Consider the following 12698-nt stretch of genomic DNA (forward strand, 5'->3'; position numbering starts at 1 on the left):
AAGCCGATGTAACATCGGCTTTTTTTGTGTCTGAAATTTTCGCGGCAGTTAGATTTGCGTTGCATTACGCTGGCGTAACACTTCAAATAAACAAATACCGGTCGCAACTGACACATTTAAACTAGATACCGAACCAGCCATTGGGATTTTAACTAATAAATCACAATGCTCACGAGTAAGGCGGCGCATACCATCCCCTTCAGCACCCATAACAACAGCCATTGGCCCTGTTAGATTTGCATCAAATAACTCTGTATCTGTTTCACCGGCAGTGCCGACAACCCAAACGCCAGCATCTTTAATTTCACGTAACGTACGCGCAAGATTGGTTACTTGCACCAATGGCACTGTTTCTGCCGCACCGCATGCTACTTTACGCGCTGTGCCGTTCAGTTTTGCAGACTTATCTTTAGGAACGATAATCGCGTGCACGCCCGCAGCATCTGCACTACGTAAACAGGCACCTAAGTTATGCGGATCAGTTATACCATCAAGCACCAATAAGAAAGGCGTTTCTTCACGGGCTATGATCTCATCTAGATCTTTTTCGTTATACATGCGCGCCGCTTTCACATTAGCGATAATGCCTTGGTGCTGCTCACCATTTGCTTTATTATCAAGCGCTTTACGCTGCATAAATTGTACAGAAATACCGAATTTACGTGCTTGGTCAATAACCGGGTTTAAACGTTTATCTTCACGCCCTTTTAAAGCGTATATTTCTAAAAAGCGCTCAGGCTCTTTTGCTAATATTGCTTCAACTGAGTGAAAACCAAAAATTAATTCATTACTCACGTATTATTTGCTCCTCGGCCATTACGTTTACGGGCATTCTTACCCGGTCTTTTTGCCTTTTTGGTGGCTTTTTTCTTACTCTTCTTTTTGCCGGCTTTTACAGCATCAGCTTGTTTACTATTAGGCTTTTTGCGCCCTTTAGAAGGTGAAGACTTGCCACGTTTTTCATTCTCTTTGTCGCCTGATTTTGCCTCAAAGCTGCCTGACTGCGGTTTTTTACCAGGAATTTTACCTGCTTTGAGCTGGGCACGAACACTTGGTTTTGCAGGGGCACTACGACCACGACGACGCGCATAACGGTCTGGTTGCGCCTCACCTGCTAACACTAAGTTTATACGTCGCTCATCAAGACTGACAGATGACACCTGAACCGTTAATTTATCGCCTAGACGATAAACGGTGTGAGTTTGTTCACCAATCAAGCAATGCTTAGCACCATCGTAATGGAAGTACTCATTACCCAGGTTAGTTACATGGATCATGCCGTCGATTTGTAAATCATCTAAGCGTACAAATAAACCAAAGTTAGTTACCGATGAGATCACCCCACCAAATTCGTCACCAACATGGTCTTGCATAAATTCACATTTAAGCCAATCTGCCACTTCGCGAGTCGCATCATCAGCACGGCGTTCAGTGGTTGAACACTGCTCACCTAAAATATCAACTTCGTCATCAGTGTAGGCATACTCACCCGATGTTTGCTGACCTTGCGCTTTAAGTACCGCTTTAATTGCACGGTGCACCACTAAATCAGGGTAACGACGAATTGGCGATGTAAAGTGGGCATAGGCTGGTAAAGCTAAACCAAAGTGGCCAATGTTATCTGGCTGATAAACCGCTTGCTTCATTGAACGGAGCAACATGGTTTGAATAAGCTCAGCTTCTGGGCGGTCGCCTAATTTAGCTAACACTTGCGTTATTTCTTTTGGTGTTGGCTCATCAGAAATCGCAGTTTCGATACCAAGCTCTGATAAAAAGTTTCTGAAGAAACCAAGTTTTTCAGCATCAGGCTCATCATGCACACGATAAAGCGCACTTGCCTCGTGCTTTTCTAATAATCGGGCTGCCGATACGTTCGCTAAAATCATGCACTCTTCGATAAGTTTGTGTGCATCATTGCGAACCACTGGCACGATTGATTCAATCTTACGATGTGCATTAAACACAAAGCGCGTTTCTAAGGTTTCAAACTCAATCGCACCACGCTCTTGGCGAGCAGCTTTAAGTGCCATGTACATTTGCTGTAAGTCAGTTAAATGTGGCACCATCTTGGCGTACTCTTCACGCAGCTTTTCATCGCCTTGTAAAATTGCATTCACTTTGGTGTAAGTAAAACGAGCGTGTGAATTCATCACCGCTTCGTAAAATTTATACCCAGACAACTTACCCGCTTCTGACACCGTCATCTCAGCAACCATACATAAACGGTCAACTTTTGGGTTCAATGAGCACAAGCCATTCGATAACACTTTTGGCAGCATCGGAATAACTTGCTCAGGGAAGTATACTGAGTTACCACGTTCAATCGCTTCTTTATTCAGAGGCGTGTTCATTCCTACGTAGTGCGACACATCGGCAATGGCCACCCATAAACGCCAACCACCTGATGGTTTGCGCTCACAATAAACGGCATCGTCAAAGTCTCGGGCATCTTCACCGTCGATTGTCACCAGCGGTAAGTCACGTAAATCAACGCGACCTTGCTTTGCTTGTTCATCAACAAACTCACCTAAATGAGCAACTTGCTTTTCAACCGCTTCAGGCCAAACGTGAGGAATATCGTGATTGCGTAGTGCAACTTCAATTTCCATTCCCGGTGCTAAGTGTTCTCCCAGTACCTCAGTGACTTTGCCTACCGCATTCATATGTCGGCTTGGGTTTTGGGTAATTTGCACCTGCACCATTTGGTTGTGGCGCGCGCCATTTTCACTACCCGGTAGTATCATAATATCTTGCGTTATGCGTGGGTCTTCAGCCACAACAACTGCAATACCATGCTCAACAAAATAGCGGCCAACAATCGGTGCACGTTCATTGGTTAATACCTTAATGATGCGTGCATCGCATTTGCCACTTGAGCCTTTGCGATTGCCTTTAGCAAGCACAATGTCACCGTGCAACACCATATTCATTTGGTGCTTTGCGATAAACCAATCTTTACTCTCACCTTCAACTTCTAAAAAGCCGAATCCGTCACGATGACCAATGACCTTGCCTTTAACTAGGCCTGATTCATCGATCAATGCGTAGCATTTAAACTTATTGAAATACAGTTGACCATCGCGCTCCATAGCACGTAAACGACGTTTGAACGCAATTTGACGCTCTGTATCATTCACATGTAATTCGTCACAAAGTTGTGTGAAGTTTGCTGGTTTGGCGCGAGATTCTAAGTGAGTAAGTATAAACTCACGGCTAGGGACGGGGTTTTCGTACTTTTCTTGTTCTCGACTGAGATTTGGATCCTGTTTTGACATTCACTATCTTGTTAGTTGGTTATGTTGTTATTTTAACCCATAACCTAACAATGAGACAGGCAAAAGCTATGAAACTTTTAAGAAATTGATTAATTCTGCCAAAAATGAAGCTTTGATATTCTTTGCAACAAACACTCTGTGTTAATATTTTCGGAAAATAACAACAAGCTAACATAATTATATGGATATTAACGTAACCCACTACCTCGCAACGATGGCCTACAACAGCGCCTATATTGGTCTATTCATTGCAATCATAGCCGTTGCAAAACTGTCGTATAACTTAGCAACCCCTTATAACACCACCAGCCAGTTAACCGATAATGCCAACAGTGCCTTGGGTTTATCTATTGGCGGCTACTTAGGGGCAATTACCATTATTTATGGCTTTGTTTTAGCTGGGCCTAGTCAAGGTTTACTAAGCGATTTGATGAATGTATCACTGTACAGTGTATTAGGTATGGTGCTGCTAACTTGCTCACGTATTTTAAATGACAAATTACTGCTGCGTTTGTTCTGTAACCAAGAGCAATTAATTAACCAACAAAATGAGGCTGTGGGCTTAGTACAAGCAGCAAACTATATGGCCGCAGCACTGATCATTGGTGGCGCATTAACCGGTGAAGGCAGCTGGTTATCAGCCATAGTGTTTTATTTTTTAGGGCAACTAATGCTGATCATTTTTGCCAAAGGCTATGATCACCTCACTGCTTTTAATCTTCATGAACAGCTCGAAAAAGGCAACAAAGCCGTTGCACTTAGCTTTTCAGGCACTATGTTGGCGTTAGCTATTATCTTGTGTCATGCGCTCATTGGTGGATTTCATACTTGGCAACAAAGCTTAAGCTTATTCTTTATTGACGCATTATTTGGCTTTTTAATTTTACCAATTGTGCGTTACCTCGTTGATAAAATTATCTTTAGCAAAATTTCACTCGACCAAGCAATGCACGACAAAAACACCGCCGTTGCGGTTATTGAAAGCAGCATTGCAATCTGTGTTGCTGTTATCATCACTATCGCTATTTAAGCTTATTTATGGAGTAATGGATGAACATCTATAAGCTTTTTATTATTGCCGCTATCACATTTGTTGTTTGCTTAGTGATACGTGCAGATCTACAAGCGCCACTTATTAGTGGCCAATATGGCAACTTTAAAGACTACGACGGACAAGACAAACCTTACCTATTTACAGTGCCAGAAGATGGCCAAATGATGCGCTTAGAAATTAAAGGCAGACTGCCTTTAAACTCATGGAAAGCCATTGATATCGAAATTTTTGACCCTGATGGTCACTATTTATTTAGTTACTCTGATGAGCTTTGGGCTGAAACCGGACACGATTCAGATGGTAAATGGACTGAGTACCGTGATTATACTCATCACGATGTCCACTTCCCTAAGAAGGGGCAATATAGCGCCTACGTCAGTAGTACGTTTGGCCCAAATAAGCGTGCCGAACATTTTAGTTATACGTTTCGTATTATCCCAATCAAAGGTAACAGTAATTTCATGCTACCGCTGTTATGGATTTCTGGCTTCATCGGCGGTGTAGCGCTATTTGTAATGCTGCATCGTTTAGAAGCTGAGCGTGAAGGCTCCGATATTACTTATAAACCAATCAATAAGTTAAACCCTGAGGCTATAAAAGCAATGGAATCGCGCATCTCTGTTTGGCCTATTGTGTTACTGTTTTTAGCACCCGTGCTCTTCTTTTCCTTCTTGGCATATAGCAAAGGTGACAAAGAGCAAGATTGGCAAGTTTACTCCTATCACCACCTCACGATAAGCGTTGATAAACAATTGCGTGAACAAAGTATTGGCAGTGCAGGTTTCCGTTCACGAGGCGGCCCAGGTGGAAAATAACTCAATTCGCGAAAGCCACATTTTACTGTTTAGTATTTTTGTTGCTGGCCTTTGCTCAATTATCTATGAGCTACTGATCGCAACCACTGGTGCCTACTTTTTGGGTGATAGCATCACCCAATTCTCTCTGACAATTGGCGTCTATATGGCGGCAATGGGAGTTGGCTCTTATTTTTCGCGTTTTGTGCCTGATAAGCCATTGCTGGTGTATTTCATCGGTTTTGAGCTACTGCTTGCACTACTTGGTGGCTTAAGTGTGCCCTTATTGTATTTCTGTTATGCGTTTGGCTTACCACTGCAAGCAATTAGTATTTTACTCACTACGCTAATAGGGATTTTGATTGGCTTAGAAATTCCGCTGTTAAGTCGCCTAATGGAAAAACATTATGCGCTAAAAGCAAACCTCGCTAATGTGTTATCTATTGACTACTTTGGCGCCCTGCTTGCGACTTTACTGTTTCCTTTTCTATTTTTACCTTGGCTTGGGGTTTTTAAAACAGCCTTAAGCTTTGGCTTAATGAATCTAAGTATTGCGCTGTTATTGCTGTGGTACTTTATCGACCATATCAGCCCAAATCGTCGAAAAGTGCTAAGACTCACATTAGTTTTAGTCTGCTCAGTATTAGTGCTTTGCTTATTTGCTAGTAAACAGCTCACCCATCTTTGGCAAAGCCAAATCTACGATGATCGTGTAGTACACTCGGAGCAAACGCCCTATCAGCAAATCGTACTGACTCGTCATAAAGATGATATTCGGCTTTATTTAAACGGTGGCTTACAGTTTTCATCGATTGATGAGTATCGCTATCACGAAGCGCTTATCCATCCCGCTATGGTGCGCCATGGTAATGCCAAACGTATTCTAATTTTAGGCGGTGGCGATGGCTTAGCAGCTAGAGAGCTTTTGAAGTACCCGCAAATAGAATCTATTACCCTAGTCGATTTAGATCCAGCAGTCGCTAAGCTTGCGCAAACTAATCACAACCTGACAACACTTAACAAGCACTCACTCAGTGACCCTAAAGTGACGGTTATTCATCAAGATGCTTATGTGTTTATTGAGCAAAACGAACAGCTGTTCGATATTATTTTTATTGATTTACCGGATCCAAAAGCAATCAATTTAGCTCGCCTTTACAGTCAGCAGTTTTATCAACTAGTAAAAACACGACTACCAAATAACGGTATTGTAGTGACCCAGGCCACCAGCCCATTTTTTGCGAAGCAAGCATTTTGGTCTATCAATAACACGCTCAGTGCAGCAGGCTTTGCGCACACCTTGCCTTATCATTTGAATGTGCCCTCTTTTGGCGAATGGGGCTTTGTTATGGCTTGCAACTTGATGTGCAGTAACCAACAAGTATTGCATGTTAAAACCCGCTTTTACCGCCCTGAAAATGACGCACAATTGTTTATTTTTACCCCGGATATTAGCGCTAACAATGAAAAAGTATCGACGCTTGATGAGCCTAATGTGCTGCACTATTACTTGCAGGGATGGAAATATTGGAACTAAACGAATGGATTAGCCCATTTGGGGAGTTTACAAAGTAAAGGATTACCGTTACAAAGAGAGTTAATAACAACAATAACAAGGTTTGTAATGCAGGCGCACAAACAGAGCCTAATATACTTACATATTGCAGTGCTACTCTTTGGTGGTACTGCATTATTCGCCAAGCTAGTCAGCCTAAGTGCATTAGATATTACCGTTTACCGAACAGCAATTGCAGGCTGTGCCTTACTGATCTTACTTACAATTCAACACAAAGCGATTAAACTTCACTCGCGTCGCGACTACCTTATAGCCTTGTTACTTGGAGTCACTGTTGGAATACATTGGCTCACCTACTTCGCAGGTATGCAACTAGCAGGTATTGCAGTCGGTATGATTGCCTTTTTTACTTACCCTGTTATCACGGTATTTTTAGAGCCTTTATTTCATGGCAGTAAACCACAGCTCAAAGATATTTTTAGCGCTTTGGTGGTAATGCTTGGTATTTATTTACTTATTCCTGATGCCAGCTTAGGCAATGATGTCACCCTAGGTATTGCTATTGGCATTTTGTCAGCGTTCTTTTTTGCGTTTCGAAATATCGTTCACAAGCGTTACTTTAGCCAATATGGCGGCCCACAAACCATGCTTTATCAAACTTGGATCGCCTGCATTATGCTGTGCGCCTTTGTCGAAGTACCGCCATTACAAGTTGATACAATAAATTGGCTGCTATTAATTACCGTAGGGGTTATTTTTACAGCAGCACCGCATTCACTGTTTGCAGCAAGCCTAAAAAACTTATCAGCTTCAACCGCTGGTTTGATATCGTGTTTGCAGCCTTTATACGGTACGTTTTTCGCTTTTTTAATTTTGCATGAGCAACCTTCAATTAGCACTCTTATTGGTGGCGCACTGGTGATTAGTGCCGCTTTTTATGAAACATGGTCAGTGACTCGTAGGTATAAGCAATGATGAAAGTATTCGCTCACAGAGGTGCCAGTGGTACCTACCCAGAAAATACTCAAAGCGCTATTATCGCAGCTGTTGATTTAGCAGTAGATGGCATCGAAATTGATGTGCAAAGCTGCCTTGATGATTACATGATTATTCACGACACTTGGCTTGATCGTACAACCTCTGGTCGCGGTAAGGTAAATGCCTGCTCAAAAGAGCAAATTCAACAATACGATGCAGGCAATGGCGAAGTCGTACCGACTTTACAACAGGCAATCGATTGGGTTGCTGATAAAACCTTACTTAATTTAGAGCTTAAACATACTTTTTCGTTAGATAAATTTGTAGAGCTTATAGAATCAAACGTTAGCGCTGGGAAAATTTCTCGGGATAACCTGCTAGTCTCTTCATTCGATCACCACCAACTGATGTGGCTAAAGCAAAAATTGCCGTGGGTAAAGATTGGTGCACTTACCGCTTCTATCCCAATTAATTACAGCGAGTTTGCGCAAAAACTGCATGCCTATAGCATTCATGTAGATAAAAACTTTATAAACCATGAGTTTGTTGCTGACGCAAAACAACGCGGCCTTCAAGTTTATGCTTACACGGTCGATAAAGTGGAAGATATCGAATTAATGCTAGAGTATGGCGTAGATGGTATTTTTACTAATTTTCCGTGTCATACACAAATGACACTGCAGTCACTGTAACTCAACAAAACTAAGCTATACTGTTGAATTATGTGACATTGAATAATAAAAAATTACGCCAAAATGAATCAACACAACACCTTAATGAGTAGCTATATGCGCATTTACAATTTTATCGAACAAACTTTCTTTTACACCCTCACACGTAAGATTGTCGGTAATTTAGGTTTTGTGTTTGCGTTTCAAGCCATTACTTTGATCTGGCTTTATAGCAGCCTTTCAGAACAGCAAGCTGGTATGGGACTATTTTGGTTAATGACCTTTGTTATAGTCGCCAGCTTTATTTTTACTGTTTTCTACATGCGCTTTTTAATTGTGCGCCCAGTGCAAGCAATGCGCGATACACTTGAGCAAATCAACCGCCATGATGCTGATTTATCTGCCAAGCTACCGCATTTTACCTATGATGAGTTTCGTGATTTAAGTGAGCAGTACAATACCTTTACTGTTCATTTAGCAAACCTATTAGCCACCACTTACCAAAGTGCACAAGCCAGTGCAGATAGTAGTTCAAAGATGACTCATTCAATGCAGCAAACCGCAGAAATGAGCCACCAGCAAATAAAATTCAGCCAAACCATTACTGATTCAAGCAACCAAATTACTTCAAGCCTTGAGAATATCTCAGCAAATACTGACAGCGTGCATCATGTTAATAGTGAACACTTAAACTTTGTTAAGCACTCAGCCACTGAGTTATCGGCATTAGTTAAAAAGGTCGCGATGATTAGCCAAATTTTGGGTAACTTCTCAGCAACGGTGTCTGGCCTTAAAGAAAACAGCGAGAACATTCGCGCCATTTTAAAAATGGTTGAAGAGTTTTCTGACCAAACCAATTTGCTTGCCCTAAATGCTGCAATTGAAGCGGCACGTGCAGGTGAAGCAGGCCGAGGTTTTGCGGTGGTTGCCGATGAAGTTAGATCGCTATCGGTTAAAGTTAACGACGCAACTCGCCAGATCAGTGACTTTATTAATCAAATGAATAGCCTTGTTAGCGAAACCAATAAAGAGTCTGAGCAGTTAATTAGCCACTCGAGTGAAGCTGAAACAGCGATTAGCAACACCTCAACAGGCTTTAGCAATATGCTTGGCGAATTTGAGCAAAACCAACAACAACTACAACAGATTGTCAGCGCGGTGCATTTACTAGAGCAAACCCAAACCCAGACCCATCAAACGGTTGAGCAAATTGTGGCTTTGGGTGAGCAAGCTAAGCAGCAAATTGATGAATCACTCGCTGATTGCCAACAATCACACAAACTGAGCCAACAAACCCAAGAGCAATTAAAACGCTTTGTGTAAAAATTGACTTAATTCATTTAGTTACAGTACTGTATAAGAAAACATCAAAAGGGAATTTAAATGAAAAATGTTTTCTTTGCAGTGCTCACGCTATGCACGCTTTTTATTACTTATAAAGTTTTTAACCTGCTCGAGGATAACACTACACACAATGTTACGGCTGAAGAAACAGCAGAAGAAACCGCATCCCTTGCTATTAAGTCATCAACACTTCAAACAAAAATAAACCCGCAATTATCTCGAGAGACTGACTCACTAAGTTCTGACGATGCTTTTACCGACACAGACACCTCCATAGGTGCACTAAGCTCATTGGATGAACTCGTAGCAGACAAAGAAAACGGTCAAAAAGTGTTTAATACACAGCCATTAAATGAAATGGGATTTGCACAAATTCAAGATTATGTTTCTGAGTTAGCGAATGGCTTAACTGATCCCAACAAAGCGCAAATTAGAGAACTGGTTTACGATGAAACAATAAAATACCAAGAAAAACACGCAGACATTACTGTGTATGACATGCAGTGCTCAAATCAACTATGCGGCATTATTCTGCAAAGCGATAATACAGATACTATTAGCCAGAGCCTAGATGATTTAATCAGCAACAACACTGTGAGGCAAAACAGTAAAGGTGGATTATCGCGTGTTTATACTGAAAACAATGTCGAGTACGGCTTACTAATCGCTGTTATTACTGACGATGGAATTACCCTACAATAAGTGATTATTGTTCAGAGCCTACCTCAAACTATGTTAAAGTAGCCGCTTCTTGGCTACTTTTTTATTGACCGTGACAACTCCTTCTATTGATTATGAACAACTCGCACTGCAAATAAAGCAATGGGGAAAAGACCTTGGCTTTGCAGAAGTCGGGATCACTGATATTGACCTAACGAAGCATGAAGCGCAGCTACAGCGCTGGTTAGATTTAGGCTATCACGGTGAGATGGAATACATGGCAGCCCATGGTATGAAGCGAGCGCGCCCAGCAGAGCTGGTACCTGGCACGCAGCGAGTCATCTCAGTAAAAATGAACTACCTGCCGCCTGATGCAAGCTTTGCTAAAAACCTCAAACAGACTGATAAAGCGTACATTAGTCGCTATGCATTGGGTCGTGACTATCATAAGTTAATTCGCAACCGTCTGAAAAAGTTAGGCCAAAAAATAGAGCAGCAAGTTGGCCAGCTCGGTTTTCGCCCCTTTGTTGACTCAGCTCCAGTGCTTGAAAGGCAACTAGCCGAAAAGGCAGGCTTGGGCTGGCGTGGAAAACATAGTTTATTAATCAATAAAGAAGCGGGCTCTTGGTTTTTCTTAGGGGAGCTGTTTGTTGATATACCACTCCCTATTGATGAAGAAAATAGCTTTGAAGGCTGTGGGAAATGCGTTGCCTGTATGACACTGTGCCCAACCGGTGCGATTGTCGAGCCTTATGTAGTCGATGCCCGTAAATGTATCTCTTACCTTACTATTGAATTACAAGGCGCAATTCCTGAAGAGTATCGCCCACTGTTAGGGAATCGCATTTATGGCTGTGATGACTGTCAGTTAGTATGCCCATGGAATCGCTACGGTCAACTCACCGATGAAGCTGACTTTCACCCAAGAAAGCAACTTAAAGATCAAGAATTACTGACTTTATTTGCATGGGATGAAGCAACCTTTCTTAAAAATACCGAAGGCAGCCCTATACGCCGTATTGGTCACGAGCGCTGGTTAAGAAACCTTGCTGTCGGATTAGGTAACGCTGATTACAACGAGCAAATAATCGAGGCTTTAGAGCAAAGGTTAACAACCGCTACAGCTTTGGTCGCTGAGCATATCGAGTGGGCGCTTGATCAGCAAAAAAATAAGCGCCAGTTAAAGCTTCGTAAAACGGCGCGCTTAATTCGCATTGTTGAAAAAGGCCTACCCAGAGATGCTTGATGACTAGTTCAAGCTTTGCCCTATCGCGTTAATAATAGTGATAAGTCATTTTCAATTTCTTTAAAGGCTGCTTTAACCCCTTTTACTGACTCCTCTCGAGCCACTGAGTTTTGAATGGTTTCATCGACCTTTTGATAGATGAACACCTCTTGGTCTTCATCTAAGCCCATGGTCGGTATGCGACTTTCTAAGTCTTCTTGAAGCCGCTTAAATACAGCTTCGTTATTGATACGGTTTTCATTTAAAAGCTCAATCAAACCTGTAAATTTGCTGTGCACCTTACTTACAGCATCATTTAACTGTTGCTGCTGCTGAAGTAGCTCTTTTTTAGTGAGAATCGCTTTAAGCTGCTGCTCTGTAACACTGACTAAAAAGCAAATATGATCTCGAATTCGACCATGCTTATCGGGGTCTTGTCCAGGCATATTTAAGATAAGCAAACTGATCATTTCATAGTTTACTAAAATCCGATTTGAGAACTCGTGCAATCGACCTTTGCTTTTCAGCATTTCAAACAGCTCGATCACAATCGGCGAGCACACACCCGACACAGAGAAATGTAATACTTCGTTATCTAACCTAAACTCAACGTTACTTTGTAAATCAAATGCACCTAAACAGTTTAAAAAGGCTTTGCCGAGTTCATGTTCGTTATCTATTGAACCTATATGCTCAATATAATTAACAATTTGTCCCATTTCACTGCTGTTTGCCATCGCATTAAATGCCGTTGACGTAGCATCTTCAACTTGTTGTTCTAGCGATTCCTTTTCAATTAGCACTTGATTCAAATGTTGTAACTTAAGCTTGAGCTCATTATGGCTAAATGGTTTAACAATGTAGTCTTCTGCACCAACAGAATAACCTTCCATGCGCTCCTCAACGGTGCCTCTGGCTGAGACAAACATCACAATAATTTTTTGCGTATTGGGGTTTTCTTTGAGCTTACGACAGACATCGTAACCACTCATTTGTGGCATGCTCACATCGAGTAAAATCACTTGAGGGTCGAACTCTTCAACGACTTCTAAGCATTCTGGGCCGCTATTAACCATTTTCAGCTCAAAATCGAGATCCTCAAGGATCTCTTCAATAATTTCTAAATTAAATGGTTCATCATCAACCGCTAAAATACGTTTCAAGGCCATGATTATCTCTTC

At 41.8% G+C, this 12698-nt stretch carries 11 protein-coding genes; 8 read left to right on the plus strand and 3 right to left on the minus strand.

Features of this window, described 5'->3' with window-relative positions; genetic code table 11:
• Window positions 1-48: 48 nt before the first annotated feature.
• Together rlmB and rnr are read right to left on the minus strand one after the other, a co-directional pair.
• Complete coding sequence (gene rlmB, locus WA256_RS08620; RefSeq protein ID WP_054561023.1) at window positions 49-795, minus strand: 23S rRNA (guanosine(2251)-2'-O)-methyltransferase RlmB; 747 nt, start codon at window positions 793-795, stop codon at window positions 49-51.
• Window positions 792-3275, minus strand: a complete 2484-nt coding sequence (gene rnr / locus WA256_RS08625) for a ribonuclease R (RefSeq protein ID WP_335990561.1) — start codon at window positions 3273-3275, stop codon at window positions 792-794. Before rnr ends, rlmB begins: the two co-directional genes overlap by 4 nt.
• A 181-nt stretch (window positions 3276-3456) precedes the next feature.
• Between rnr and WA256_RS08630 the strand changes: the two genes are divergently transcribed.
• From WA256_RS08630 to queG, 8 genes are all read left to right on the plus strand, one after another.
• Window positions 3457-4305 (plus strand): DUF350 domain-containing protein, encoded by an 849-nt coding sequence (locus WA256_RS08630; protein ID WP_130166204.1) that lies wholly within the window; start codon window positions 3457-3459, stop codon window positions 4303-4305.
• Window positions 4306-4325: 20 nt separating this feature from the next.
• On the plus strand, window positions 4326-5144 hold the full coding sequence (locus WA256_RS08635) for a hypothetical protein (protein WP_063527314.1): 819 nt from the start codon (window positions 4326-4328) through the stop codon (window positions 5142-5144).
• Complete coding sequence (locus WA256_RS08640) at window positions 5134-6660, plus strand: polyamine aminopropyltransferase (RefSeq protein ID WP_335990565.1); 1527 nt, start codon at window positions 5134-5136, stop codon at window positions 6658-6660. Before WA256_RS08635 ends, WA256_RS08640 begins: the two co-directional genes overlap by 11 nt.
• A gap of 87 nt (window positions 6661-6747) precedes the next feature.
• The gene (locus tag WA256_RS08645) at window positions 6748-7614 is read left to right on the plus strand and encodes a DMT family transporter (RefSeq protein WP_058585886.1); all 867 of its coding nucleotides are present in this window, start codon (window positions 6748-6750) and stop codon (window positions 7612-7614) included.
• A complete protein-coding gene (locus WA256_RS08650; protein ID WP_335990569.1) occupies window positions 7611-8309 on the plus strand; it encodes a glycerophosphodiester phosphodiesterase in 699 nt (232 codons plus the stop codon). Before WA256_RS08645 ends, WA256_RS08650 begins: the two co-directional genes overlap by 4 nt.
• 84 nt (window positions 8310-8393) lie before the next feature.
• A complete protein-coding gene (locus tag WA256_RS08655; protein ID WP_289097019.1) occupies window positions 8394-9611 on the plus strand; it encodes a methyl-accepting chemotaxis protein in 1218 nt (405 codons plus the stop codon).
• 60 nt (window positions 9612-9671) lie between these two features.
• A complete protein-coding gene (locus WA256_RS08660; protein WP_335990571.1) occupies window positions 9672-10334 on the plus strand; it encodes a hypothetical protein in 663 nt (220 codons plus the stop codon).
• Between the two features lie 70 nt (window positions 10335-10404).
• Window positions 10405-11538: a tRNA epoxyqueuosine(34) reductase QueG gene (queG, locus tag WA256_RS08665; RefSeq protein ID WP_269407471.1), complete on the plus strand. Its 1134-nt coding sequence runs from the start codon at window positions 10405-10407 to the stop codon at window positions 11536-11538.
• Window positions 11539-11558: 20 nt separating this feature from the next.
• Here the strand turns inward: queG and WA256_RS08670 are convergent, their stop codons facing one another.
• A complete protein-coding gene (locus WA256_RS08670; protein WP_062566481.1) occupies window positions 11559-12686 on the minus strand; it encodes a response regulator in 1128 nt (375 codons plus the stop codon).
• Window positions 12687-12698 lie beyond the last annotated feature (12 nt).

Origin of the sequence: Pseudoalteromonas sp. CH_XMU1449-3, from assembly GCF_037027245.1 — a bacterium.
Taxonomy (GTDB): Bacteria; Pseudomonadota; Gammaproteobacteria; order Enterobacterales; family Alteromonadaceae; genus Pseudoalteromonas; species Pseudoalteromonas shioyasakiensis.

Excerpts from the sequence above, each read along its gene's own strand:
- WA256_RS08650 (WP_335990569.1), top strand. The coding sequence starts at position 7,611 with ATGATGAAAGTATTCGCTCACAGAGGTGCCAGTGGTACCTACCCAGAA.
- WA256_RS08630 (WP_130166204.1), top strand. The coding sequence starts at position 3,457 with ATGGATATTAACGTAACCCACTACCTCGCAACGATGGCCTACAACAGC.
- WA256_RS08635 (WP_063527314.1), top strand. The coding sequence starts at position 4,326 with ATGAACATCTATAAGCTTTTTATTATTGCCGCTATCACATTTGTTGTT.
- WA256_RS08655 (WP_289097019.1), top strand. The coding sequence starts at position 8,394 with ATGAGTAGCTATATGCGCATTTACAATTTTATCGAACAAACTTTCTTT.
- WA256_RS08645 (WP_058585886.1), top strand. The coding sequence starts at position 6,748 with ATGCAGGCGCACAAACAGAGCCTAATATACTTACATATTGCAGTGCTA.
- WA256_RS08670 (WP_062566481.1), bottom strand. The coding sequence starts at position 12,686 with ATGGCCTTGAAACGTATTTTAGCGGTTGATGATGAACCATTTAATTTA.
- WA256_RS08660 (WP_335990571.1), top strand. The coding sequence starts at position 9,672 with ATGAAAAATGTTTTCTTTGCAGTGCTCACGCTATGCACGCTTTTTATT.
- rnr (WP_335990561.1), bottom strand. The coding sequence starts at position 3,275 with ATGTCAAAACAGGATCCAAATCTCAGTCGAGAACAAGAAAAGTACGAA.